Raw genomic sequence first — 26,252 nt, 5'->3', positions numbered from 1 at the left:
AGTGCCTAAAAAAATTTAGGCACTATCGTTGCAGTTACTAAAACTCACCATCAAATTTTACCAAGCAGGATCAAATGAATAATATATGAGCCTAGGTCAAATCAATATGAAAAAAAAGCTAATCTAAGATATCTTCAACAAATCAAGCTTAAGCCAAGCCATTTGGTGGATCAATCGGATAAATATAACTCAGTCTCAAATTGAGTACTTCAGGGATTGCCCTAATACCTTCTAAGATTTTAATCCTGCACCATAGCCCAGAAAAAGTCAGTAAGATATATCAATATGTACCTGCATGTAGCTGCGAATAGATAGGGCTAATACCCATTCAGACTCTCCAAAACTGGTACCTATCAATTAAACTGCTAGATACCGACCTATTCCTTAAAGAGCATCTGACATGCTAAATGGCGCAATGCTTGTCTGGTTTATTTTCGCGGCTATAAGCGTGGTCTTTGTTGTTTGGGATTCCATCACCAACGCGCCGACCAGCTGGGTACAGCGTATGGCGTGGATATTGGTTGTTGTATATACAGGTGTTGTTGGGTTGATTCTGTATCTACTGACTTGCCGACGCCCCTTTCCCGGTGGTCACGATGCCTTTACACGTGCCACCTGGAAACAAAGCGTTAACAGTGAGATGCACTGCCTAGCTGGGGATGCTACTGGCATTGTTATTGCTGCGTCCATCGTCCCTTTCTTTGGTCTCACCAATGGCTGGGATGCCACCATTGAGTATATTGCCGGCTTTATTTGTGGATTATTCATCTTTCAGGCACTGATGATGCTGGGTATGTACCAGGGAAAGTATCTAAGGGCAGTGCGCAAAACATTCTTCGCCGAAACCGTTTCTATGAATATGGTGATGGGAGGAATGATTCCAACCATGGTGATTCTGGCTTCAGTGTGGCCAGAATCGGAAGATCCCACCAATGCCACATTTTGGTTTCGAATGAGCCTTGCAAGCATCGTTGGTGGTGTGATTGCTTATCCAATCAACTATTGGCTTGTTAAAAACCATCTGAAGCATGGATGTATGACTTTACCCGGGAAGGATGGGCCTGCGCCCTGCCTGGGCTTCTGTTCAGCGGAAGCGAATCATGATGCCAACATAAAGCCAACCGTGCCCATGTCCACTCCTTCTACTCAGCCGGGCCATGAGGGACATGGGATGATCATGCGCTCGCTGCCGATCGTTCTCTCTTGTATTTGGATAGTGGGAACCTTCTTGTTTCTTTTACTTGCGATACTGGTGACGAATCACTTTGTACCCTTGAAGTTTTGATGGTAAGGCACATAAACGGGTCGATTGAATCGGCAAACAGTAACCAGGTCATCCTTTAATTCGTAGATTTATGGTAAAATCCGCTAATGGATCAGTGTTGGTTGAAGCTTCTGAAAGTCTTACATTTATGCTTGTGAAGCACTTTTTTTCGACCTGATTTCAAGCGCGACTCGCCTTGCAAAAGCGTACCTTTTATTTACAAAAAATTGTGCTTCACCATTAGTGACAGCCATGATTTTTCACTCTGATCCATAGTGATATAGAAAAATATGAACCCACGGGTTTCACACTGCTGATGAAAGGAATACAGCAAATCTATGAATAGCCGTTTACTGAATCTTGATGCACTGCGGGGGCTTGCAGCAATTCTCGTTGTTTGGCAACACAGCAGTGAAGTTTTTATCCGTAATTCCAGTATCGCCCAACATGGCACCGTGCTGGCTGAGTTTGTGAACCAGCTAGATTTTGGCCGAATAGGTGTAATCTGTTTCTTTTTAATCTCAGGTTTTGTTATTCCTTTCAGCCTCTCTAGTACTCAAAGCTCTTTAAAGAACTTTGCCATTCGCCGTTTCTTCCGTCTTTATCCAGCCTACTGGACATCGCTATTTATGGCACTAGGGCTAACTTGGCTTATCAGCGACTGGATGTATCCTGCAGCCACTATTGCCGCAAATACAACCATGCTACAGGGGTTAATGGGGTTTGATAATGTACAAGGGCTTTACTGGACCTTGACAGTTGAATTAATTTTCTACTGCTTATGTGCGTTGATTTTTGCCAAACGGCAACTGGCTAACCCTCTGGTCCTACTACTCTTCTGTTGGGGTGGGTTATCTCTATTTGTAGGTTGGCAATTATTGGAAAAGTTACCCATAAAACTGCCAGAGATGGCCCCAAGCGTTACTTATATTCCTTTCTGTATCGCTGTTATGTTCTGCGGAACCTTAATTCGGCATTGTTATGTGCGTAAGACTAACTACTGGTATGCCATTCTCGCAGTGGCAGGCACCTTCTCAATCCCTCTAATGGTTTTATTTCTTTACTTTGTAGGTAAACCCGTAACCGAAGACCCCTTGCGCTTTGCTCTGCCTCACTTAATTGCTTTGGCTATTTTCTTTGTGGTTCTGCTAGTACCCTTTAGGCCATGGCGCAGTCTGGTAGCGTTGGGAACCATCAGTTATTCGGTTTATCTGTTCCACCCCATTGTGATGCGTGGGCTGAATTGGAGCATACAGCAGTCGTGGGCACAGTCATTTTCTGCTTATTCTGTAGAGGTCTATATGTTGGCCACGACCCTAGTGAGTATTGCCCTGGGAAGTCTGGTGTACAAGCTGATTGAGAAACCCGCTATCAATATGGGTCGCCACTTAAGCAGAAAGACTGAACATAAAGAGATGGCGATTGCCTAAAGGGTTTTCCACTTATCCACAATGGGAAGCTAATAATTATTCATGCATGCCTGATTTATCCGGGCATGCATGAATCGGAGCGGATAACTTAAAAAACCCCCAATGACCGCTCAGTTAATCTGATTGGTTACTGTGCCCACAGCAAGCTTGCTGCAATCGACCACATCATAATACCCACCAATACATCCAGTACTCGCCAGGTTTTTGGGTTCTTAAACAGCGGCTGCATCATACTGCCACCAACGGATAACAGCGCAAACCAAAGCACCGAAGCACTGCAGGCGCCAATTACAAAGAATAAAGTACCTTCCCCTGCGTACTGAGCACCGACCGAGCCGATCAAAACAACGGTATCTACATAGGCATGGGGGTTTAGCAAGGTAAGTGCCACGGCGGTGATTAGGGCAGAACGCCTGGATTTAACCCACTCCTTCTTGTCCTCCAGCCCCTTATTGGTAAAGGCGGAGCGAAACGCCATAGCACCGTAGCCGACCAGGAAAGCCACGCCCAACCAGGTCAACCAGAGCATCCAGTTCCCTTCTGCCTGGGCCAAGTGTGATACCAGGTAGACACCACTGGTGATCAGGACAATATCCATTAGAACACACAGCGCAGCGATACTGTAGTGATACTGGCGGCGAATACTCTGCGTCAATAGATAAGCATTCTGCGCGCCAATTGCCATGATCAAGCTGATAGTAGTGATAAAGCCCTTTGTCAGAGGGGCTAGTAGCAAACCCGAAATCACGTTGCCTCCTGTGGTCATTGGGGTCTGCCCGCGGTGTGCGGGTCGGAAAAGTGGCGGGAGATTAAGAGGCGAGCTAGAATAAGTAAATTTAATTATATTGATACCTCATAAGAATATCTTATGTTAGATCTTAAACAGCTTCAGGCCTTTGCTTTCGTGGTAGAGGAGCAGAGTTTTGATAAGGCCGCCGCTTTGCTTCACGTCAGTCAATCTGCAGTATCCCAGCGAATCAAAGCGCTTGAGGGACAAGTCGGTCAGGCCCTGCTGATACGTTCAACACCACTGCGACCCACCGAGGCCGGTCTCAAGGTGCTGGGTTATTTCCAACAGATGCACCTCCTGCAACACGAGCTGCTAGCAGACATAGACCCGGAGGGCAGCAAAACCCGCTATAGCAACCAAAATAAGGTGCGTATCGCCCTTAACTCGGACAGCCTGGATACTTGGTTCCTTAAAGCCGTAACCCCCATCATTCGTTCCCACCACCTGCTTGTTGACTTGAAGGTCGATGACCAGGAAGCCACCTTGGAGCTGCTCAAGAACGGAGAAGTCATTGGCTGTATTAGTTCGGTAACCAGTAACCTGCAGGGCTGTCAGTCCATTCCATTGGGACACATGGCCTACTACCCCGTATGCACTCCGGCTTTTAAAGCACACTACTTCTCGGACCCAGTCGATGTGGATGAATTTCGCTATGCTCCCGCAGTTGAATTCAACTATAAGGACCAGCTGCAAAGCCGCTACTTAAAGCAGTTTTGGGGCATAGAGGCCGGCCAATACCCGTCTCATGAAATCCCCTCCTCTAAGGGATTCCTCAATTTTCTGACATTGGGCTTAGGCTGGGGAATGGCACCAGATATACAAGTGGAGGATTTGTTAAGACAAGAGAAACTGATCAAGCTGACTCCAGATCAGCATCTGAAAATCCCCTTGTACTGGCATGTTTGGAATTTGAAATCCAAATTAATTAAAGAAATCACACATACTTTGGCTGAGTATGCCCATAAAGCATTGCACCAGTAAGCGGCACTGGTGCAAATAAATACTTGACCTTAGCTACGCCTCATTTCACTACCTGTTTCAAAACACCGAAGTAGTTACTGGTCAGCTCAACATCATCATAATAACCACGATCTTTTAGCAACTTATGCAACGCCCTGAGGTTATATGTGGGCACCGCCATAAAGGCATGATGTTCACAGTGGTAACTCAGACCTTCAGTGGGACTGACAAACAGGAGCCCTAAAATACCTCTGGGAACCGAACGCGTATTGTATTTTGGTTCCAAGTGGTAAAGATCTTTGACTCCAGCGTGTTCGGCGATCTGCCGCATCCGAATAATAGCCATATACACGGTAAGATAAGCCACAATCCATAATAGATATAACTGCGGGACACCAAAAGCCCACAGTATGGCAAACATGATACTATTAACGAATAAACCTCGAGTTAACTGAAAATTCACTCGCTTTTTACGGCTTAATAAATCTCGCCCACTCAAAAATAAATATAAATTCGCTTTTAAACCAGTTAACCCTAAAAAATCTCTAGAGAACTTCCTAACCAAACTCTTTATGCTGACAGGATAATCCTTATAGTTTTGCAGATCTGGATCTTGATCTGTACCCGCTTTGCGGTGATGCATCATATGACTTTTTATATAGGTTTCTCCATCCATTAACAAAAACGGTGAAGACAACCACTTACAAACAAAATTGTTATAGGCTCGAGTAGCGAAAAGTGTTTTATGACCAGTTTCGTGCATAATGGCTGCCAGGGCCTGCTGCCGCCCAGCAAGTAAAAATACTGCAACAATATAAGTTGCCCAGTGTGGCAATAACGCGGCTATGGTAAAAATTCCCATTATACCGAGCCAAGTGCTGACCACTATCCACCAGGCCTTGGCATCACTACGCTGTAGGAACGGCTTAACCTCTTCTTTACTGAGGGGGATATTCATTGCAAGTCACCATTTTGTGATTATGTGTCAACGCCTAACTTCTGCAATTGTTCCAACCAAATATTGCGACCTGTACGGTCATACTTGCGTACAATATTTTTAAGTTCCTGGTATTTATTTTGTGGCCTGATTACTTTTGGTAGTAAAGGATCGGTCGCTAAACGATGGATAGCCTCGCCTCCCAAGCGGCATGTTTCAGATAAAGAGACTTTGACAGGCTTTGATGCCAGGTTTGCAAGACTGCTCTCAAGAGTATCTACCAAGGCATCATACTCACGATCTAAACGCTCAATATCCCACAAATGGTGTCCCCATTGATCAACCAGTGTGTCCGATACCTCCTGCAAGACAAAGCAGTGCGCATTGGCTTCAAGACCTAGTGTAATCAGCACATCGGTTAATTCCGCATGACTCAGTGTGAGATTATTGGGTCGTATCAGCAGGTGATCCAAACCTTCGGTAAATCCATACCATTCAAGTACCATTAATGATTTTTTACGAACTGCACGTGATGTTCTTTTAGGTAGGTGGCAGGCTATCCACCTGAAATCCCAGTTATCGTATTGAAAGGTATTGTTTTTCCAACGGTTTATAAAAGCGCGTTTGGACAGTGCTTTTTCTGTCAAACTGTAGATGCCTCGCCGATTTTGAGTGATCAGGCCGGTGCCCACCAATCTATTTAGTGTCACTCGCAAATTATTTGTGGAAACATCAAATGCATCAGATATAAAACCCAGCTGACTGGTTGCCAGCTCATGTCGTTTATTAACTCCCATCAAATCCAACAGAATATTTTTTGGGGTAGGCTCATAGGTAAACTGATACATAGTGAATATTACATCATTAGTCTAGAGATACCATTTATGTAATATTACAGAGCCAGACCTAACGCGCAACACTTTGTAATTTCAACCTTAGAAAAAGTCACTTAAATCAACATAAGCATTATCTAGAGATGATTACAGGCGCTCAGCTCTTATTCCCACTTATTGCCATCCAATAGCATTGCGAATCACCATGCCACGTGGTACCTGCGATAGTGATTCACGAGAGCTTGGCACTGCCAATTTCGCATATGGCCTCCTTTATAGAACTTATTGATTCATGGAGGTCACTTACTTTTTACAACATTAGTGGTGGTGCAGCTCCCCCACTAAACACCGATCTATATCTCCCTGAGCACCTTCCAATTGCTTCAATTGCTTTTGGCTTTCCAATAGCAGAATATTATTCGCCTGGTATTTAGGTTTAAAATCCATTAATTGCTGGTAGGCAGCCTGATAAATGCCCTTCGCTTCAGCACTCATCAAAAAATCTGTAATCGTGCTGCTAAACAATAAGCGATGATTGTAAAATGCCCCTTCAAGCTGGGCCCTATGAAGCAAATCAGATGGCCCTGAATAAATATTTCTGGCTCGATAATTTGCAGGAGCATCTATTTTGCAGATATTTTCTACATGCCGCTTCGACTCAAATTCATATCTGCAATCAGACTTAAAATTCTGCTTCAATCTCTCTATATTCTTTCCAAAATCCGGGTCTGACTGACCATAAACAACCCTAGAGACCTCGAGAAAGATCATCATGCCTCCACACATCATACAGGGCTCCAGAGTACTGTAAATCGTTGTATCATCCAGGGAATTAGTCTCTTTCCCTCTACACTTACTGCCAATACATTGCTGCATTAATCGCACTTCAGCATGTTGGGTTTTATCTCGACATAAACCAACCGCATTGCGCTGTACACCTATAATTTTTTCCTGCGCATTGTCATACAGGACTGCCGCAATATTGTAACCGCGTTTCTTCTTTTCTTTTGGGTCCACCCAATCAAGGTAAGCAACCGAGTAAGCAAGCAGCATGAGTATCTCGTCTTTTTCCTGCTGAACAGATGAACTGGGCTGCAACTCAGCCTGAGCACCCATGGCAATAATCCCGAAATATAACCAGCAAATAAAACGCAACATAAAATGTCCGAAGTATTCTAACGGTTTATAGCCACTCCCTAGCTAGAGCAACCACAGTTTTTACCCGCGCCGGTAACGCCTTGTGGCGACGTGTAATTAGAAATAAAGTCTCAGTGATAGAGTTCGCCAAGCGATGGGGCTTAATTTGCGTAAAATTATGAAAGGCATTGACTGCATGAGCGGGTAATACCGTAAAACCCAAGCCCATACTGACCGGTTCCAAGATCAGGCCAATTTGGTTGCAAAACCCCTTGAGTTTAAACATATCTACATGCTGGAATTCTGAGAAATTTGCCCCCAGTAACAAGCCCGCTTGATGAGCACCATCTGGGTGACCGATATATCCCAACTCTAGCAATACCCTCCAACTCAACTTCTTGACTGACGCTGGGGTCACAAGCAGTAATTCTTCACTACCTAGTGGGTGACTCGCTATTTCCGACATTGTTGATGGACTAGTCACAAACCCAATGTCTGCCTTATAACCAAGTATGGATTCTTCCACTGCATGATTAGGAGCAAAACGATAATCTATGGTCAGTTTCGGGTGTTCTCTTTGTAGGTCCAGTAATTTTGGATAGAGCTTTAGGCCCACACTACCTGGGGATTGAACACTCACTTGTCCCTCATAAGCTGGATCTTCGCCAAGTCGTTGGCCAAGCGTGGTGAGGGATTCGACGATATCTTGAGCCTCTAGGTATAGCTTTTCGCCTGCCTCGGTCAGGGTGAATTGTTTCCCCTGCCGGTGGATCAGCGCCAAGCCAAGAAAGTCTTCTAGGCGGCGTAAGTGTTGACTAACGCCAGATTGGGTCATATGCAGGTGCTGCGCCGTTTTGGTAAAGCTACCCAGCTCCACCAAAGTGCAGAAACTACGCAGCCACATAGGATTAATCATTACAAAAATTACTCAAAAAAATCACAATTCATAATTATACGTAATGATCCTGGCACAGTAACTTATACCGAAAGTAATTTTTGGAGAGCGACTAATGAAGAATGTTTACCCGAGAAACTTTTCTCATATCGGTATTTCAGTGCCAGACCTGGAAGCTGCTGTTAAGTTCTACACAGAGGTTATGGGCTGGTACCTGATTATGCCACCAACGGAAATAAGTGAAGATCACAGCGCCATTGGTGATATGTGTACTGACGTTTTTGGCGAGGGATGGGGCAGCTTCCGTATCGCCCATATATCTACCGGCGATCGTATAGGCATTGAATTATTCCAATTTCCCAAGCAGGAAAACCCAGAGAATAATTTTGAATACTGGAAAACCGGAGTATTCCATTTCTGTGTACAGGACCCCAATCTGGAGGAGCTGGCCGAGCGTATTGTTGCCGCGGGCGGTAGGAAGCGTATGCCCAAACCCCGCTATTACTACCCTGGGGAAAAGCCCTATCGCATGATCTATATGGAAGATCCGTTTGGTAATATCCTGGAACTTTACAGCCACAGCTACGAGCTGGTTTACAGCAGCGGCGCCTACAGCTGATCCTGACGAGGGCAGGCACCGGTACTTCCGGTGCCACTAGTATCAGCTATTGGATCAGTTACTTACCCAAACAGTTATTAAGGCGAATGCAAGACTTTGTTTTCCGATAGAAAATCGGCAACTACCTTGCCCAGTAACAAATGCTGATCCTCATCCAGGTGAATACCATCCCGCTCACTGACTTTCACCCATTTATTTGCATCTAAGAATAGAGTTTCCAAATCATGGGAAACTTTTTCTAATTCCTTGGCGTAACCGGCGCAACGTTTTTCAGCGCCCGTAAATTTATAACCAATAATCCCGCAGGGATTAATAATCGTTACAGGGGCAATGATAAGAATCTTAGGCACTGGCATATCAGCCTCAATTGGCGCATTCCGGATTACTGAGACCAGTTTGGCCACGCCCTGGGCAGACATAGAGGCCTTATTATCGTGAGTCTCCTGAAAATCATTAGTACCCAACATCAAGATGACACACTGTAATGGAGAGTGCATTTCAATGACCTGAGCCAATCCATCGACACCCCGCCTGCCCTCTCTAAATGGGTCATCCCAAACCGTTTTGCGCCCATTCAAACAATTTTCTATCACCCGCACATTATGGTGGTTTTCATTCAGGTGAAACTCCAAAACACCAGGCCAACGCTGGGCAAAAGTCATCCGCTGGCGAGTATCTGGAATGATGCCCCAAGAGACACTATCGGAATAAACCAGAATATTATCCATCTTGCCGACTTCCTTCTTTATTTTACGGGAACCAGCCTCCACAGTGAGCCCTGGACATTATGGGCGAACGCATTAACCCCAGGCTAAATTCCAGTCCTCACCAAATCCAAGCTTTAGTATGGCACCGCCAAGTGGGCTATTCCCCTTAAGGTCAAGCGGGAGATGATCAAGGCGCCGACACCACAAGCGGCAATAGCTGCCGTCAGCGGCAGAGGGGTACCATCGAAAACCAGGCTGGTTACAACAATAGCCAATGCCCCAAGTAACATTTGCATGGCACCTCCCAGAGCAGCAGCCGTACCAGCAATGGGCCCATGCTCTTCCAGAGATAAAACCATAGAGGTGGGAATTACCAACCCCAGAAATATATTGCAGGTCAACAACATAGCTACCAGCAACCAAAATTGATCGAAACCTGAAAAAACCACCATGCACATCGTCAAGGAGCCGATAGCAAAACCTGCGGTAGCCCACTTCACCACAGCTACAGAACCAAAACGCGCGCCGAGGTTTGCTGCGAACTGGCTAGAGGTAAAGAAACCCAGCGCATTTAAGGCGAAGGCCAGGCTGAATTCTGTTGGCGTCAATCCGTAAAAATCAGTGTATAGAAAAGAGGCCGTGGCCAGGAAAGAGAAAAAGCTGGCGATGCCCAAACCGCCAATACAAGTCAGGCCTACATACACTGGATCGCGCAACAGCGTGGAAAAAGCCCCGAGCATGGCATTAAATCGAAATGGCACACGGTGCTGACTATGCAGTGTCTCCGGCAAGCTGGTTACCGCCAGCAATAAGCTGGCAAGGGTCAGCAAGGCAATCAGTAAAAACACACTGCGCCAACCAAAGGGGACTATCAAAGTGCTTCCGATCAACGGGGCGAGCATCGGCGATATGGAGATCACCAACATCACTGTGGTCATTAGTCGCGTGGCCTGAGTACCAGTGTAATAATCCCGAATCACTGCCCTGGGAATCGACATCACAGAAGCGGCGCCTACCCCTTGTAAGAACCGCAGGACAATCAGTGCCTCTATTGTGGGGGCCAAGGCACAGCCAACAGAAGCCAGAGTGAAAAGAGCCAAACCAAAATACAGCGGGGGCTTTCGGCCAAACATATCCGACGCTGGGCCATAAAATAGCTGACACACCCCGAAAGCGATAAAATAGGACATCAGCGTGTACTGTGCAGCCTCCACAGGGGCGCCCAAATCCTGAGCAATGTCCGGCAGCGCCGGTAGATACATATCGATGGCAATGGGCCCCACACAGCTCAATAAACCCAGAATGAGCGCCATCTTAATAAAATCCAACTTCATAAAAGCTTCCAAATATCAGGCTCAGGAAATTTAGGAACATCGGGGAAAGAGCGATGAGTAAATATTTTTACTTTGACAGGAATAATTTCCGCTGACCCTTTCAAAACTGATCCACTAAGCGTAAAGAATACCTCTCTCTACGTGTTAGATGCGAACACAGCTTTATACACTCAAAAACCACTCAGGTACCCATTGGCCGTGTTGACCATGACGTCGGACATTAAGATTCAGTGGTGTAACGCTTCCTGTGGCAATGCTAGAGGAAGATAGTGCTTAATTAGTGGAAAACCGGGCATATTTCGATGGCAGCTCTGTGACCAATACCTTGGGGCGTTCTATTGATAGGCCCACTCGATCAGCCTATTTGCGTTCAACCATGATTGGCTTAATGAGATAGAAACATGTGTAGGCACTGTATCTCAGCTTCCAAACCACTAGCTCGCAACAAGAGCTCAAACCAGTTACAGGCCAACTACAAGCAGTGGCACTAGAAAAACGCCGAAGGAGTTATTTGGGACCTAGCTGGACATTGGCCGCAGCAAACGTAGAACGCTTGCCGCTTCGCTCCCGCCGCCGATTAGCCCCCCGACTCCCGCTACGCAGCCGACCTACGCTCAACCGCCGGCCACAAAAGATCCCCCTTTTTATTGCCCACACCCCCTGCTGGGTGATCACAATGTATCCAGAGGGGGAGCCTGTAAATCAACTATTAAGCGCACTCAAGTCCCAACGTCTGCGTGCCAGTCAAATCGCTGGTGTCGATGGTCGCAGCGGTGTACCCAAGCTTGAAGCCGATGAAGTCATTTGTAATAGCATCACGCGCTGGCGCCATTTGTGTGAATTAAAGAATTCTGAAATCGGCTGCTACCTGGCCCACCTCCGTGCTGTTCGCCAGGCCTATCAGGCCGGCTTACAGCGGGTTTGCATACTGGAAGACGACGTGCTGTTGGAAGACGACTTTGGCAGAGTATTGGCCGAGCTGGAGCGCTTGCCCCCAGAAGTAGAGATGGTCCGTTTAATGGGCTTAAAAGTGAGAAAGCGCAAGATCATCCGGTGCCTAAATGACGGTGTGCACAAGCTGGTTCGACCGGAGCGGGGCTGGTGCGGAGCCCAGGGTTATCTGATCAATCGCAGAGGGATGGAAAAATTGCTCGGTTATGCCAATCGGATTTTCGAGCCTATCGATAAAGTCTTTGACCATTTCTGGCAATTTGACCTGAAACTTTATGGTGTCGAACCCCATCTACTGTGGGAAACCGAGCACACTTCCAGCATCGAAAAATCCAACGTTCACAAAGCCAGAGTTTCCCAATGGCTTTACTGGCTGCACCCCTTTGGCAAACTGTGGCGCAGTATTGAGCGCCATATCTACTTATACCGCTATAAAAAACAGTTTTATCCCGCAGAGAAACCAAAGCAGCGCCTTGGGCGCACAGCCCGAATAAAGCTTTAAATATACTAGTCGCTAAATATCCCAATAGCGCTGCATTTTCAGGAACATAAACGAGGCAGTCCAGGTAATCATTACCAGCCCCGTCAGGGCCTCAAGGCCGGCGGTGAAGCGTAAATGCCCCAAGGGCTCAATATCACCAAAGCCCAGTGAGGTGTAGGTGGTAAATGAGAAGTAGGCGCAGTCGAGCAAACTACCATTGAAATTCCCTTCCAGGGTGCCGAAATAAGGCGAGTTCACCATAAAGTAATAGCCATAGGCGAAGAGCCAGATTTCCGCTACGTGAGCCAAAAGGGCACCAAACACCCCCAGCACTATGGCAAAGTTGTGCCGCACCGGTAGCCAGCGCCCGAGGTGCACCAGAGCATTGAGCACTTCGTGATGAATCAACACCACAATCGCAACGATTATGGAGTTCACCGCAAATGCGAAAGCCATTTCAGCGTCGATCATGGAAAAACTCGCGAACCAGTCTCCCCGCCTCTTCAGCCATCACCCCAGACTCCACAGAAATTTTATGATTAAAAAAGCCGGCCTCTGCCAACTTCAGCTGACTTTCAACCACACCCGCACGAGGCTCTTGGGCACCAAAAACCAGACGACTGATACGGGCATGCATCAAGGTTCCAAAACACATGGTGCAGGGCTCGATTGTGACGTAGAGCGTCGTATTGGGCAGGCGGTAGTTTTGCTCTGCCTCCGCCGCGCGACGCAATGCGACAATTTCTGCGTGAGCACTGGGATCGCAGTTGCCAATAGGGCGGTTACTCCCTTCGCCAATGATCTTGCCTTCCCGCACCAGTACGGCCCCAACCGGCACTTCTCCACGTTCTGCGGCGAGTTCTGCTAATTCCAGGGCTCTACGCATAAATGCATAGTCTTTGGGTGTCGCCATAATTCTTTCTTAGACCTCTACTACACCGAGTGCCAGCTCACACACAAAATACAGTTTTATCATCTTTACCGGATTACTTTCTCTTGATAAAGCGGCGCAGGATGAAATCCGCTTCAAGCACCAGGCTCTCCTGCCGCTCTAACTCCGCACGTGCCTCTCTATTCCCCTTCCAAGCAAAGGGCGTCATCGCAAGGAAATCCGCAATCGCTTCATGCCCACGCAACTCAAAAGGAAAGCAGCAGCGCATATCGACCTCGGGGTACAAACCCTCAACCAGTTTTGGCGCTGGATGTTTACGCGGCTCCCGGTAGAGGTGTCCTTTTAAAGTCCAGAGGTGATCCGGGCCGGGTGAGACATCCAGCAAGTGCCCCCCCTCTTTTATTACCCGCAGCATCTCAGCATCTGGTGCCGGCGCGAAAATGCGTAAAAGGTGATCCACGCTATTCGAGGCTACCGGCAGGTTGGCATTACTGGATACAACAAACTGAGCACCACTATCCGCTTTTGCCGCCATGCGCACACCGGACTTTGAGATATCCACCCCAGCCAACGCATGGCCGTGCCACCCGGCAGACTCCAATTGGCGTAAATAGTAGCCCTCCCCGCAGCCAATATCCAAAAGCCGGCGCCCAGATTGGTAGGGTAACAACGCGGTAATCGCATCCACCAATGGGCGGTAATAGCCCGCCTTGAGAAAACGACGCCGCGCATGCAGCATCTCTGTGGAATCGCCCGGATCTTTGCGCCGCTTGCGATAGACGGGTAACAAATTAACGTAACCCTCCCGCGCGCGATCAAATGTGTGCCGGTTACTGCAGCGCCAGGTATCTTTACCTAACGTCAATGGCTTTGCGCAGAGAGGACATTGCCAGATCATTCAACTTCCTGAGCTTGAGTATTCTTCATCATCGATGGAGAAGTGCGCTGCAAAATCAGATCCGCCGCCTTCTCCGCAATAGCAATCACCGGCGCATTGGTATTGCCGCTGATCAGGGCCGGCATTATGGAGGCGTCCACAACCCTCAGTCCATCCACTCCATGTACTTTTAACTCCGCATCGACTACAGCAAGATCATCATTGCCCATCTTACAAGTGCCCACCGGGTGATAGATTGTCTCAGCATGCTGTCGAATATAGTGTTTGATAGAAGCCTTGCTACTGAGCTTCTGTTCCGGCAGCCAGAGGCGCTTCTGGTAGCGTTGCAAATCTTCCTGGTGGATGATGTCCTGAGCCATTTCGAATGACTCCAGCATCACCTGCATATCTTCAGGCTCACTGAGATAATTGGGCTGGATACTCGGCAAAGCTTTGGGATCCTCTGTATTGAGGGTTATTTCACCACGGCTTTTGGGGCGCAATGCACAGGCATGCAAGGTGTAACCATACCCCGGCTGTTTATTGAAACCGTGATCAAAGGATGGCACTGCCGTGAAGTGGAATTGTATGTCTGGGCGGCCGTTGGCCAAGGTTGAACTCGCAAATCCACCCGCTTCGGCGACATTACTGGTCAGTGGGCCCCGATTCAGGAAGAACCATTCTGGCGTACGCACGGCATGCTTCACTCTCGCCCACAGGTCATTCGAAAAAGTGACTGGGTCTGAGGTCTCCACCACCTGAGAGATATCGAGGTGGTCCTGAAGGTTTTTACCCACCCCAGGCAGGTGGTTCTGCGTAAGAATATCAAACTTACGCAGTTCCTCATGTGGGCCAATGCCTGAGAGCAATAGTAAGTGCGGGGTCTGTATTGCGCCTGCGCAGAGTAATACCTCCTTATTGGCCAATATTTTTTTCCCACTGAGCAGTTCCACCCCCACAGCCCTGTCACCTCTCAATATCAACCGAGCGACTGGGCTACGCGTGAGCACACGTAAATTGGGGCGCTTTTTTATCGGGTGCAAATAGGCTGCAGCAGCAGAGCAGCGCCGACCTCTGCGCTGTGTTACTTGGTAAAAGCCCACTCCACTCTGTTGGCTGCCATTAAAATCATTATTTGCCCTGTGCCCAGCAGACTGAGCTGCGCGCAGGAAAGCGTGCCCAGACTCAGTTTTCCACTTCAGATCACTTACAGTGAGAGGACCATAACCACTATGCTGGGCATCACTGCCACGCTCATTGCCCTCCGAAAGAAGAAAGTAAGGCAAAATATCCCGCCATCCCCAGCCTGCATTACCCGCGTTTTCCCAGGCATCATAATCTTCACCTTGACCACGGATATAAACCATCGCATTAATCGCGCTGCTGCCACCAAGGGTACGACCTCTCGGCCAAAACAGTCGGCGCTTGTTCAGGCCTTGCTGTGGTTCAGTGTAATGGTGGAGGTTATAGTCAGTGCCTGACAGCAACATCCCGATACCCAGGGGCATGGATATCAACGGACTGCGATCCGGGGGCCCTGCCTCGAGCAGGCAAACCCGATGCTGCTCATCAGCACTCAGCCGGTTGGCCAATACACAGCCGGCAGAGCCGGCACCTACGATCACATAATCAAACACCATATGAGTGGACATGGGACCTCAGCACCTTTGCAGCTGGATTTCCCTCGACGGTACACTCAACCCCAACAAAATTACAGGGATGAGGGAGTGCAAAGATGAGGGATTGCGAATTCAGCGACAATAAAGTCCTACGCAGCTGGCACAACAATGCCGATGAGTGGATCAGGGCGATAGATCGAGCAGCAATACCCAGTCGCAAGCTGATTACCGACCGGGCAATTGTTGAGGCTATCCTGGCGCATAATCCCACCAGCGTACTGGATATTGGCTGTGGAGAGGGATGGCTCGCCCGCCGCCTGTCAGCAGAGGGCATAGATGTCTGGGGTATCGACGGCACAGCCGACTTAATTTGTGAGGCCCAGCGTCGGGGGCAAGAACGGCAACACTTCTGCACTCTCAGCTATGAAGAGCTGGAGCCGCAGGCGTTCGAGAGTAAATTCGATTTAATAGTGTGCAACTTTTCGCTGATTGGAGAAGGATCAACCAACGCCGTTTTCAGAAACGCTTGCTCCCTACTCAATCCACAGGGATATCTGCTGGTGCAAACTCTGCATCCCCTACTCTCTTGTGGGGATGAAAATTACCAGGATGGCTGGCGCCCGGGCTCCTGGGAGGGCATAGAGGGTGATTTTCAGGAGGCGGCCCCCTGGTATTTCCGCACGGTGTCCAGCTGGGTTCACCTGTTCATTGAACATGGGTTAGAGCTCACCACCCTGCGTGAACCGATTAATCCCACCAGCGGCAAGCCGGCCTCGCTAATCCTAGCTGGGCAGTTTCGCCTCCAACCCTAGTTTCGTCATCCCTAAGAGAGGGGTAGAGGCATCCGCAGAGAGGGATAGGGGCACCCGCTTTTCAGTGCCAGATTATCAGCATAGACGCTTTCAGCGACAACATTTCACGCGTGTCATCAAGCCCCTTATTTAGTCCGGTAAAATACAGCCCTCCAGGCAAGATCAATTTTTCATCAGCTGTGGCGTATCAATATCAAAACAATAATAAAAAAACATTGGCGCTCTCCTACTCACACCCACGACTGCTTGGACAAAAATGGAAAAGAGTCCAATCCATGCGGCTTTCAGGGAAGTTTCCGTCAATTTGAGACTGTCCAGTAAGTGAAGTAGCAGAAGCCGCCTAATTTCCATGGGAAAACGCTTTGAGGTGAATATCCCATAATAAATTCAACGACCGTTTGCGGCCTTCCGAAATGAGATGCAACACTCTGGGGTAGAAAAAATGGCACTCTGCAGTTTCAGAATCAGACCGGGCAAATCCTTACCCAAGGCAGTTGGAATATTTCTATTGCCCACCTGTTGTATCTGCTCTGCCGACGAACTTTTTATCCCCGATTCTCAACAAACCCTAAATATTCAATCGGAAAATTTGTTTTTCTCTGACAGCGCCTTCGCCATGGACAATGCCGCGCTACTCCAGGCTGCGGATTATCTCCGCAACAACACCATGAATAGCACGCAGCGACGCCTCAACTACCAATGGCTGCAAATGCATACCAATCCCAGTGAATTCCGACCAACCACTGGCGGTAAGGCACTATTCAAAATTTTTAAAATCGGACTGGATACCTACAAGCAGCGCAACAAGCGCACGGTGCAGAAAAGTATTCTGCGTTACACCACCAACCGGGGAAAGATAGGCAACTCGGTAGATTATGGCATCAACCTTTCTGACGACAAATTCAAGATCTCTTTCGAGTACGAATTTTAAACCTGGCAGACGACTTGCCCTTCCCCTCCTCTCGTTTTGTTAGAATCTCCGCCAATCGATTTTGGCGGAGATAGCCGTGAGCAGCTCAAGTACCCCTTCCTCATTTCCCGAACTTCCAATCGCCAGCGTCGGCCGACGCCTGGCAGCCCTGATGTACGACTTGCTGATCCTGATGGGATTGATGATGGTGTACGGCTTTATTGCGCTTCCAGTAGCTTCAGTATTCGGTGGGTTGAACTGCCAACCTCAGGCTATGGACTACAGCCCCTGTGTCGGCGGCCCGATTTATCAGTTGGGCGCCCTAGCGGTTATTGCCGGATACTTTTTCTGGTCCTGGCGGGTCGCCGGTCAAACTGTGGGCATGCGTGCGTGGCGTCTGATCGTAGCCAACCCGGACGGAGTGCAGCTCACCTGGCGCCAATGTATCCTGCGCGCCATTGTGGCACCCCTCTCTATCGCCTGCCTGGGTCTCGGTTTCTTTTCCGCCTGGGCCCGCTCTGACAAGGCCAGCTGGCATGACCTGATTTCAGAGTCTCAGGTGCGCCTGCTGCCCAAGCGGGAAAAGAAAAAGTAATCTACCTAGCGGGCCCGCTTGAGTAATAGCCAGCCCGCACCAAAGCACAGAAGGACGGGCACCAGTACGGCTAACAGCGGCGGGAAGCCAAATACCAATGAAGAGGGGCCGAGAATTCCCTGCACGGTTTGGAAGATAATCCCCACCATAATCCCGGTAAAAACTCTCAACCCGGTGGTCACCTCGCGCAGGGGGCCAAAGATGAAGGAAATTGCCACCATTACCAAGCTGGCGATGGTCAGCGGTTGCAGAATTTTCTTCCAGAACTCCAACCAGTAGCGGCCGGAATCTTCGCCTTTGCGATCCAAGTAAGTGCCGTAATCCCAGAGATTGCGTGGGGAAAGATCCGAGGGCAGCGGCACTATGAGGGCAAACAACTCCGGCGAGACTTCCGCTTTCCATACACTGGTTGGCAGGTCCTTACTCTGCGTGTCCTCTTGCAGGAACTGTGTGCTGCGGCTGTTCTTAAGCAGCCACTGCTCATCCTGGAACTGCCCTCGCTCAGAGAACTCCACCCACTTCAATTCCCGGTTATCCGCAAACTGGTAGCGGGTTACCCCATAGAGTTCGCCATCCGACAGGGCAGCATTAAAATGCACAAACTCGCCGCTATCTTTTAGCCACAAACCGCTTTCAAGACCGCTCGCTTCAAGCTCACCCAGAGCGCGTGCCTTGTTGTTCTCTGCGATCACATTGGTCTTGGGAATCACAAATTCCGCCAGCGCTAAGCCGATAAAAATCAGCAGAATGATCGGTTTCATCACTGCCCAAGCGATACGACCTATAGAGACGCCGGCTGCGCGCATAACGGTCAGTTCACTGGTGCCTGCCAGAGTCCCCAGCCCCACCATACAGCCAACGAGCGCGGAGAAACCCAACTGCTCATAAATGCGCCCTGGCAATCTCCACAGGACATATTGTATTGCCTGGCTAAAGCCGTAATCGTGCTTGAGGTCTCCCAGCTGGTCGATGATGGCGGAAATAATATCCAGGCCGAGAATGATCAGCAGCACCACGAAAACCGCTAGGGCAATGGTGCGGCCAATATACATATCCAACTTATACATCGGCCGACTCCTTGACACCTTCCGGCAATGGTTTGGGTTTAGGGCGCCAATTCCTCGCCGCCAGAAGCAATAACCCAATCAGTAGGAAGGGGGGGTGTACCAACCAGATCACCGCGGGGTTGGCAAACTTGCCATCCTCTACAGCCCCGCGAACCCCCTGCAGAACCACCAGGTAAATGAGGTATAGGAGTATCGCAGGGAACATCTTGATAAAGCGTCCCTGGCGCGGATTAGTACGCGATAGCGGTACCGCCAGCACCGCAACCACCAACACCAACACCGGCAAACTCAAGCGCCAGTAGAGGTAGGCCGTCTCCCTGGGGTTGTCACTGCCAATCAGCTGCGTAGTGGGGGCCGACTCAATTTGGTCGCGCCAACGGCTGCGCAACCGTGGTGGTTCCATCAGTACCTCGTAGCTGGAAAACGACATCTGCCGGTATTCCCGCTGTCCCGGCACGCCCTCGTAACGATAGCCATCGCGCAGTACCAGGTAGCGCAGCCCCGTTTCGGGATCGATTTGTTGGACCCCCTCTTTGGCACGAATAACCACCTGATGGTTCGCTTCTGTTTCTTCTTCTGTGGCCCTCAATTCGGCGAGGAACACCCCCAGCATGGTCGACTTATCCTCGCTCAGGGCCTCGGCGTAATACACCGCCTGGCCACCGCTGGTGGAAATAAATTTCTTCGGAATCAGGTGATCAAATTCATTGCGGGACTTTTCCGCATTGAGCATCAGGTTGGAACGCTCTGCACCGGCGGGAGTCAGGTACAAACTCATTGAAGCCACAAACAGGGCCACTGCCATAGCCGGTGCCAGGGTGTAAAACAGCAGGCGCCATTCGCTGAAACCACAGGCGTGCAGCACTGTCATTTCACTCTCTACATAGAGACGCCCATAGGCCAAAAGAATCCCGACAAACAACCCCAACGGCAATATCAATTCAAGGAATCCCGGCAGGCGGTAGGCCATCAGGGAAAAAAGAATATTAGCCGAAAGGTCCCCTGCGGCGGCTTCCGCAAGGTATTTCACAAATCGGCCACTCATCACCATTAATAGCAAAACAGCGCTGACTGCCAGCGTGGCAAACAGCAGCTCGCGGCAGAGATAGCGGAAAATAATCACAGGGCGAACGAATTCCTTGGTGACTGCGGTGTGATGAAATTGGACTCCAATCGAACAAGTTTCCTACCGGGTACAGCAATCCATAGACGGGCAGGTTACACTTGTGCGACGCATTATCACTAAAAATTCTTGCTATGTCTCGGTTCAGAGCCATGCAATCTATTGTCAGATTTTAAGGAAAGCGAAAAATGCAGTTCTCCGCAAAGGTCTCGGATATCTCCAAGCAGCGCGCAGCCTGTTCCATTATTTCGGTAGATGCCAAAAATGGCTTAAGCCCCAGTGGAAAAACCCTCGATCAACTCACAGGGGGAGTCATTGGCAAAATTCTCAAGCGCGGTGACCTGGGCGCAAAGCTTGGCAGCACTCAGTTAATCGATCTGCTGGACGGCCCCAGTGAGCGAGTGCTGGTGGTGCGCACCGGCAAGGGAGATATCAGCCAGGCGGAATTCCGCAAACTGGCCAGCGCCAGTGCCGCGGTAGCGAAAAAGTTCAAGGACGCCACCAGCTACCTATGCGAAATAGAGGTAAAAGGTGCGGACAAAACCTGGCAGGCCCAGCAAATTGCCTTAGCCACTGGACTGGCCTGCTACCGTTTCACCGAGTTCCTCACCGACGCCAAACCCTATCCCCTGGCCAAATTCACCCTGCATGCCATTGATCGCAAACAGCTGAAAGCCATCCAAAAAGGGATGGACATTGGTGCCGGCCAAGCACTGGGTAGCAATGTAGCGCGGAAATTGGGCGACCTGCCCGGCAATATCTGTACCCCCAGCTATCTGGCGTCAGAGGCTCGCGCACTGGCCAAAAAACATGCAAAACTCACCACGACTGTACTCGACGAGAAAAAAATGCAGGCGCTTGGCATGGGCGCCCTACTCAGCGTAGCTAAGGGCAGTGACCAGCCCCCGGCCCTGATCGCCATGAACTATAAGGGCGGTAAAACCAGCGAGAAGCCCATTGTACTGGTGGGCAAAGGTATCACCTTCGACAGCGGCGGTATCAGCATCAAGCCCGGCCAGGCCATGGATGAGATGAAGTACGACATGGGCGGCGCCGCTAGCGTATTCGGTGTGATGAATGCCCTGGTCGAACTGCAGCCATCCATCAACGTGATCGGCCTGGTTGCCGCCGCAGAAAATATGCCCAGCGGCCGCGCCAGCAAGCCCGGTGATATCGTCACCTCTATGTCTGGCAAGACTATCGAAATTCTAAACACCGATGCCGAGGGCCGACTGGTACTGTGCGACGCACTGACCTATGCCGGCAAGTACAAGCCCCGCGCAGTAATCGATATCGCCACCCTCACCGGTGCCTGCGTTATCGCCCTCGGTCATCACGCCAGCGGCCTCTACGCCAATAACGAAGAACTCGCCCAGGACTTGCTCAAGGCCGGCGAAACCAGTGGCGACCGCGCCTGGCAGATGCCGCTCTGGGATGAGTACCAGCCCGCCCTGGACTCCAACTTTGCCGATATGCAGAACATCGGCGGCCGCGATGCCGGTTCTGTTACCGCCGCATGCTTCCTGTCCCGCTTTGCCGAGGAGTACACCTGGGCGCACATGGATATCGCCGGTAGCGCATGGAAATCCGGTGCGTGCAAAGGTGCCACCGGCCGCCCAGTACCGCTCCTGGTGGAATACCTGCTGGGAAAATAACTGCCAAAAGCGCACAATAGCCGCCCCGAGCGGCTGTCGAAACGGCCCCTCGCGGGCCGTTGTCGTCTCTGTACAAATAAAAGCCAGCATGACCCGAATCGACTTTTACATCCTCTCCTCCGACCAGCCCCAGCAAGCGGATATTTTCGCCTGTCGCCTGGCGGAAAAGGCCTATCGCAACGGCCTGCGGGTTCTGCTTGCGGTCGACAACCAAGCGCGTGCCGAACATCTCGATCAATTGCTGTGGACCTTTCGTGAGGACAGTTTCCTGCCCCATGCCAACCAGGCGAATGGCGAGCAGGCGGCTATTGAAATCAACTGCGGCGAAGATCCACAGGCGCACCACGGCTTACTGATCAACCTGTGCAGTAAAGTCCCCAACTGGTTCAGTCGCTTCGAACGACTCGCCGAAATCGTTGTTCAGGAAACTACAGCCCTGCAGCGCTCACGATCGCGATTTGGTCACTTCCGCGACCGCGGATATCCGTTACAATCCCACAAGATCAACCAGAGCATGTAATCACTGGCAACCACCATGTCCGGTCGAAAGAACAAGCACAAGCAGCGCGGACAACCACGCAAACAGTCCAGCGAGCTGCTCGACGAGCTGAACTCACTGCACGACCTCCTTAACAGTGACGATCTCGATGAAATTCCCCTGCTCAATCAGGTAGCGGGCTCGGCCAAGCCGCAAATACAAAAAGCCACTCCCCCCGCAGATATTCCATTGTTATCCGCCGAACCGGAATTCCCGGCTCCCCCCAGTGTGGTGGACGCCAAAGAGGAGGAGCTTCTGGAGCAAGAGGAACTCCTAGAGCAGGAAGACCTGCCGATATTATTTTCCCCGGTCGATGAAACTCTTACCGAAGAGCATAAAGTGCAACTGGCGGAATCAGATCTTGCCCTGTTGCGCCCCCTACAGAACCTGCCAGGTAAGACCGCCGAGCCCGAGGCAAAAGCCCCGATGGCAGAGCACCTAATGGAAGAGCACCTAGATGAGAGCGATGATCAGCCAGGCAATGACACCCAGCTGGACAGTGGACACACTGAGCCAGATACCACTGCTGCAACTGAAACCTCAGAGGAGCGCCTTGCCCCAGCACCCGAGAACCCCTTCCTGCCCGCCCATATCCGCTCGCGGTTGACCGGTGGACGCATCCCCGCAATTGCGGAGCCGGCCCAACCCAAGCCCAAAGCCATCGAAACCGCCAGTGCGGGTACCCGCACCCAGGCACTGGTGATGGCCCAGGCGATCGCTGAGCGGGAAGGCCCCTCAGAAAAATTGGAGCCCTCAGAGAAAGAGCGCCAGCGCAGCGACCTCATTGAAGAACTGGTAGCCCAGCAGCTTCCTCAACTGGAAAAACAGCTGCGTGCCCAGATAGAAAAGGTGGTCGACGAGCTAGAGATCTGGGACTGAGTGCGATTTAGCCCCAAAGCTGCCTTTTGCCCACCCTACCCCCGGCGGTATAATTGCCGCCTTTTCCGCGCAGACAGAGCAATCGCCAGACTATCCTGAGCCAAAATGCTGCGCCCGCAGTCAGTTAACACAAGGTTTCCCGCCCGCATGGACAAAACATACCAGCCCAACGCCATCGAACAGCAGTGGTACAAAACCTGGGAGGAGAACGGCTACTTCAAGCCTTCCGGGGATACTGAGGCCAAGCCCTACAGCATTATGATCCCGCCGCCGAACGTCACCGGCAGCCTGCATATGGGCCACGGTTTCCAGGAGTCCATCATGGATGCCCTGATTCGCTACCACCGCATGCAGGGAGACAACACCCTGTGGCAAGTGGGCACCGACCATGCCGGTATCGCCACCCAGATGGTGGTAGAGCGTCTGTTAGCCGCCGAAGGCGTATCCCGCCACGACCTGGGCCGCGACAAGTTTATTGAGAAAGTCTGGGAGTGGAAGGAAGAGTCCGGCGGCACCATTACCCGCCAGCTGCGCCGCCTCGGCGCCAGCCCCGACTGGTCCCGCGAACGCTTCACCATGGACGACGGCTTCTACAAAGCGGTGCAGGAAGTCTTTATCAAACTGTATGAAGACGGCCTGATTTATCGCGGCAAGCGCCTGGTGAACTGGGACCCGAAATTCCACACCGCGATCTCCGACCTGGAAGTATTAAACGAAGAGAAGCAGGGCCACCTGTGGCACTTCCGCTACCCGCTCTCCGACGGCTCCGGCCACTTGGTAGTTGCCACTACCCGCCCGGAAACCATGCTCGGCGATACCGCCGTAGCCGTACACCCGGAAGACGAGCGCTACCAGCACCTGATCGGCAAGACCATCAAGTTGCCCCTCGCGGATCGCGAAATCCCGATTATTGCCGACGAATACGTCGATCGTGAATTCGGCACCGGCTGTGTAAAAATCACCCCAGCCCACGACTTCAACGACTACGAAATGGGCCAGCGCCACAACCTCGAGATGATCAACATCCTCGATGCCGACGCCCACCTGAACGACGCAGTGCCGGAAAAATACCGGGGCATGGAGCGCTTTGCCGCGCGCACCCAGATTGTCGATGACCTGGACGCCCTCGGCCTACTGGAAAAAGTGGAGCCCCACACCCTCAAGGTGCCCCACGGCGACCGCTCCGGCGCCGTCATCGAGCCCTGGCTCACCGATCAATGGTACGTAAAAACCCAGCCCCTGGCCGATGAAGCCATCGCCGCCGTTGAAGATGGTCGCGTTGAGTTCGTACCGAAAAACTACGAAAACATGTACTTCTCCTGGATGCGCGATATCCAGGACTGGTGTATCTCCCGCCAGCTGTGGTGGGGCCACCGCATCCCCGCCTGGTACGACAACGAAGGCAAAGTCTACGTTGGCCGCAGCGAAGAGGAAGTGCGCGAGAAGCACAACCTGGGCGCCGACATCAGCCTGCGCCAGGACGACGACGTACTCGACACCTGGTTCTCCTCCGGTCTGTGGACCTTCGGCACCCTGGGCTGGCCAGAAGATACCGAAGAACTGAAAGCCTTCCACCCCAGCTCCGTACTGGTCACCGGCTTCGATATTATTTTCTTCTGGGTCGCACGCATGATGATGCTGACCCTCTACTTCAAGAAGGAAGTACCGTTTAACACCGTGTACGTGCACGGCCTGGTGCGCGATAACCACGGCCAGAAGATGTCCAAGTCCAAGGGCAACGTGATCGATCCCATCGATTTGATCGACGGTATCGACCTGGAGAGCCTGGTAGCCAAGCGCACCTCTGGCATGATGGTGCCGCACCTGCGCGAGAAGATTGAAAAGCAAACGCGCAAGGACTTCCCCGAAGGTTTCTCTGCTTTTGGTACCGATGCCCTGCGCTACACCTACTACTCACTGGCATCCACCGGCCGCGACATCAAGTTTGATGTCGGCCGTATCGAAGGCTTCCGCAATTTCTGTAACAAGATCTGGAATGCCTCCCGCTACGTGCTGCAAAACTGTGAAGGACAGGACTGTGGCCAGGACAACAGTAGCGATTTCGAGCTGACTGTCGCCGACCGCTGGATTATTTCCCAGCTACAGCGCACCGAAATCACCGTGCGCGAAGCCATGGACACTTACCGCTTCGACCTCGCCTCCCAGGCCCTGTATGACTTTATCTGGAGCGATTACTGCAGCTGGTACCTGGAACTGTCCAAGCCGGTACTGTGGGACGACAACGCCTCCGACGCAGTAAAGAAAGGCACCCGCCGCACCCTGATCCGCGTACTGGAAACCATCTTGCGTCTGGCTCACCCACTGATGCCATTTATCACCGAAGAAATCTGGCAGCGTGTAAAAACCCTCGCCGGCTCCAACGGTGACACCATTATGCTTCAGCAATACCCGGAAGCCGACAGCAGCAAGATCGACGAAGAAGCGGAAGCGGCCGTTGCCTGGTTGAAGCAGGTTATTGAAGGCGTGCGCAATATTCGCGGTGAAATGAATATTTCCCCGGCGAAAAAAATCCCACTGATCCTGCGCGGCGGTTCCAGCCGTGACCAAGAACTGCTGGAGCAAGCCCGCAGCCTACTGACCAAACTGGCGAGCCTCGAAGAAATCACCTGGCTGGAAAGTGGAGAAGCTGCCCCAGCCTCCGCCACTGCCCTGGTAGGCGATATGGAATTGCTGGTACCCATGGCCGGCCTGATCGACGTTAAAGCCGAAAGCGCCCGTCTACAAAAAGAGATTGATAAACTTTCCAAAGAACTCGCACGAGTTGAAGGCAAGCTCAACAATCCCAAGTTTGTAGACAAAGCCCCCGAAGCCGTTGTTGCCAAGGAAAAGGACAAGCTCGCAGAAATGAAAGGTGCTCACGAGCGTCTGCAACAGCAGCTTGAGGAAATCAGCAACCTTTAATGGTTCTGATAATCCGCTCCATTAA

The 26,252-nt window shown here is 50.9% G+C and carries 25 protein-coding genes; 12 read left to right on the top strand and 13 right to left on the bottom strand.

The features are described 5' to 3' along the window. Positions 1-400 precede the first annotated feature (400 nt). On the top strand, positions 401-1,285 hold the full coding sequence (locus tag FIU95_RS05045; protein WP_152452105.1) for a DUF4396 domain-containing protein: 885 nt from the start codon (positions 401-403) through the stop codon (positions 1,283-1,285). A gap of 317 nt (positions 1,286-1,602) precedes the next feature. Next, positions 1,603-2,694 (top strand): acyltransferase, encoded by a 1,092-nt coding sequence (locus FIU95_RS05040; RefSeq protein ID WP_152452103.1) that lies wholly within the window; start codon positions 1,603-1,605, stop codon positions 2,692-2,694. 127 nt (positions 2,695-2,821) lie between these two features. On the opposite strand, the gene FIU95_RS05035 is transcribed toward FIU95_RS05040, so the two are convergent. Beyond that, positions 2,822-3,460 (bottom strand): LysE/ArgO family amino acid transporter, encoded by a 639-nt coding sequence (locus tag FIU95_RS05035; protein WP_253868862.1) that lies wholly within the window; start codon positions 3,458-3,460, stop codon positions 2,822-2,824. Between the two features lie 102 nt (positions 3,461-3,562). On the opposite strand from FIU95_RS05035, the gene FIU95_RS05030 reads away from it, so the two are divergent. Beyond that, positions 3,563-4,465: a LysR family transcriptional regulator ArgP gene (locus FIU95_RS05030; RefSeq protein ID WP_152452101.1), complete on the top strand. Its 903-nt coding sequence runs from the start codon at positions 3,563-3,565 to the stop codon at positions 4,463-4,465. Between the two features lie 40 nt (positions 4,466-4,505). On the opposite strand, the gene FIU95_RS05025 is transcribed toward FIU95_RS05030, so the two are convergent. The 4 genes from FIU95_RS05025 to FIU95_RS05010 form a co-directional block, all read right to left on the bottom strand. Further along, positions 4,506-5,402 (bottom strand): fatty acid desaturase family protein, encoded by an 897-nt coding sequence (locus FIU95_RS05025; protein ID WP_152452099.1) that lies wholly within the window; start codon positions 5,400-5,402, stop codon positions 4,506-4,508. Between the two features lie 20 nt (positions 5,403-5,422). Next, the gene (locus FIU95_RS05020) at positions 5,423-6,229 is read right to left on the bottom strand and encodes a hypothetical protein (protein ID WP_152452097.1); all 807 of its coding nucleotides are present in this window, start codon (positions 6,227-6,229) and stop codon (positions 5,423-5,425) included. A 303-nt stretch (positions 6,230-6,532) separates the two neighbouring features. Continuing rightward, positions 6,533-7,372 carry a nucleoside deaminase gene (locus tag FIU95_RS05015; RefSeq protein ID WP_152452095.1) on the bottom strand — a complete coding sequence of 280 codons (840 nt, stop codon included), beginning with the start codon at positions 7,370-7,372 and terminating at the stop codon, positions 6,533-6,535. A gap of 25 nt (positions 7,373-7,397) precedes the next feature. Continuing rightward, positions 7,398-8,267: a LysR family transcriptional regulator gene (locus FIU95_RS05010; RefSeq protein ID WP_152452093.1), complete on the bottom strand. Its 870-nt coding sequence runs from the start codon at positions 8,265-8,267 to the stop codon at positions 7,398-7,400. A 94-nt stretch (positions 8,268-8,361) separates the two neighbouring features. On the opposite strand from FIU95_RS05010, the gene FIU95_RS05005 reads away from it, so the two are divergent. Continuing rightward, complete coding sequence (locus FIU95_RS05005) at positions 8,362-8,865, top strand: lactoylglutathione lyase family protein (RefSeq protein ID WP_152452091.1); 504 nt, start codon at positions 8,362-8,364, stop codon at positions 8,863-8,865. 77 nt (positions 8,866-8,942) lie between these two features. Here the strand turns inward: FIU95_RS05005 and FIU95_RS05000 are convergent, their stop codons facing one another. Together FIU95_RS05000 and FIU95_RS04995 are read right to left on the bottom strand one after the other, a co-directional pair. Continuing rightward, the gene (locus FIU95_RS05000; protein ID WP_152452089.1) at positions 8,943-9,593 is read right to left on the bottom strand and encodes an SGNH/GDSL hydrolase family protein; all 651 of its coding nucleotides are present in this window, start codon (positions 9,591-9,593) and stop codon (positions 8,943-8,945) included. Positions 9,594-9,706: 113 nt separating this feature from the next. Next, positions 9,707-10,906, bottom strand: coding sequence for a multidrug effflux MFS transporter (locus tag FIU95_RS04995; protein ID WP_152452087.1), 1,200 nt, complete (start codon positions 10,904-10,906; stop codon positions 9,707-9,709). A gap of 676 nt (positions 10,907-11,582) precedes the next feature. On the opposite strand from FIU95_RS04995, the gene FIU95_RS04990 reads away from it, so the two are divergent. Next, positions 11,583-12,359, top strand: coding sequence for a glycosyltransferase family 25 protein (locus FIU95_RS04990; RefSeq protein ID WP_152452085.1), 777 nt, complete (start codon positions 11,583-11,585; stop codon positions 12,357-12,359). Between the two features lie 12 nt (positions 12,360-12,371). On the opposite strand, the gene FIU95_RS04985 is transcribed toward FIU95_RS04990, so the two are convergent. The 4 genes from FIU95_RS04985 to FIU95_RS04970 form a co-directional block, all read right to left on the bottom strand. After that, complete coding sequence (locus tag FIU95_RS04985; protein ID WP_152452083.1) at positions 12,372-12,809, bottom strand: potassium channel family protein; 438 nt, start codon at positions 12,807-12,809, stop codon at positions 12,372-12,374. Continuing rightward, positions 12,796-13,251, bottom strand: a complete 456-nt coding sequence (gene tadA / locus FIU95_RS04980) for a tRNA adenosine(34) deaminase TadA (RefSeq protein WP_152452081.1) — start codon at positions 13,249-13,251, stop codon at positions 12,796-12,798. The genes FIU95_RS04985 and tadA overlap by 14 nt, the downstream gene beginning before the upstream one ends. 73 nt (positions 13,252-13,324) lie before the next feature. Then, entirely contained in the window at positions 13,325-14,128 is an 804-nt protein-coding gene (locus FIU95_RS04975; protein ID WP_152452079.1) for a putative RNA methyltransferase, read from the bottom strand. Beyond that, complete coding sequence (locus FIU95_RS04970) at positions 14,125-15,759, bottom strand: GMC family oxidoreductase (RefSeq protein WP_152452077.1); 1,635 nt, start codon at positions 15,757-15,759, stop codon at positions 14,125-14,127. Before FIU95_RS04970 ends, FIU95_RS04975 begins: the two co-directional genes overlap by 4 nt. Before the next feature lie 83 nt (positions 15,760-15,842). On the opposite strand from FIU95_RS04970, the gene FIU95_RS04965 reads away from it, so the two are divergent. The 3 genes from FIU95_RS04965 to FIU95_RS04955 all read left to right on the top strand — a co-directional run bounded on the left by FIU95_RS04965 (position 15,843) and on the right by FIU95_RS04955 (position 18,043). Beyond that, a complete protein-coding gene (locus tag FIU95_RS04965) occupies positions 15,843-16,538 on the top strand; it encodes a bifunctional 2-polyprenyl-6-hydroxyphenol methylase/3-demethylubiquinol 3-O-methyltransferase UbiG (protein WP_152452075.1) in 696 nt (231 codons plus the stop codon). Between the two features lie 508 nt (positions 16,539-17,046). After that, on the top strand, positions 17,047-17,469 hold the full coding sequence (locus FIU95_RS04960) for a hypothetical protein (protein ID WP_253868858.1): 423 nt from the start codon (positions 17,047-17,049) through the stop codon (positions 17,467-17,469). 76 nt (positions 17,470-17,545) lie between these two features. Continuing rightward, positions 17,546-18,043, top strand: a complete 498-nt coding sequence (locus tag FIU95_RS04955) for an RDD family protein (RefSeq protein WP_152452071.1) — start codon at positions 17,546-17,548, stop codon at positions 18,041-18,043. A gap of 5 nt (positions 18,044-18,048) precedes the next feature. Here FIU95_RS04955 and lptG read toward each other — a convergent pair whose 3' ends face one another. Further along, positions 18,049-19,110: an LPS export ABC transporter permease LptG gene (gene lptG / locus FIU95_RS04950; RefSeq protein WP_152452069.1), complete on the bottom strand. Its 1,062-nt coding sequence runs from the start codon at positions 19,108-19,110 to the stop codon at positions 18,049-18,051. Further along, a complete protein-coding gene (lptF, locus tag FIU95_RS04945) occupies positions 19,103-20,233 on the bottom strand; it encodes an LPS export ABC transporter permease LptF (protein ID WP_152452067.1) in 1,131 nt (376 codons plus the stop codon). The genes lptG and lptF overlap by 8 nt, the downstream gene beginning before the upstream one ends. Before the next feature lie 188 nt (positions 20,234-20,421). Between lptF and FIU95_RS04940 the strand changes: the two genes are divergently transcribed. The 4 genes from FIU95_RS04940 (at position 20,422) to FIU95_RS04925 (ending at position 26,227) form a co-directional block, all read left to right on the top strand. Further along, complete coding sequence (locus FIU95_RS04940; RefSeq protein ID WP_152452065.1) at positions 20,422-21,888, top strand: leucyl aminopeptidase; 1,467 nt, start codon at positions 20,422-20,424, stop codon at positions 21,886-21,888. Further along, positions 21,824-22,408, top strand: a complete 585-nt coding sequence (locus FIU95_RS04935; protein ID WP_253868855.1) for a DNA polymerase III subunit chi — start codon at positions 21,824-21,826, stop codon at positions 22,406-22,408. Before FIU95_RS04940 ends, FIU95_RS04935 begins: the two co-directional genes overlap by 65 nt. Positions 22,409-22,423: 15 nt before the next feature. Beyond that, positions 22,424-23,305 (top strand): hypothetical protein, encoded by an 882-nt coding sequence (locus tag FIU95_RS04930; RefSeq protein WP_152452063.1) that lies wholly within the window; start codon positions 22,424-22,426, stop codon positions 23,303-23,305. 147 nt (positions 23,306-23,452) lie between these two features. Then, positions 23,453-26,227 (top strand): valine--tRNA ligase, encoded by a 2,775-nt coding sequence (locus FIU95_RS04925; RefSeq protein WP_152452061.1) that lies wholly within the window; start codon positions 23,453-23,455, stop codon positions 26,225-26,227. Positions 26,228-26,252 lie beyond the last annotated feature (25 nt).

It is taken from the genome of Microbulbifer sp. THAF38 (assembly GCF_009363535.1).
GTDB lineage: Bacteria > Pseudomonadota > Gammaproteobacteria > Pseudomonadales > Cellvibrionaceae > Microbulbifer.
The sequence above is the reverse complement of the archived record's forward strand: the minus strand, read 5'-3'. Positions and strand labels throughout refer to the sequence as shown.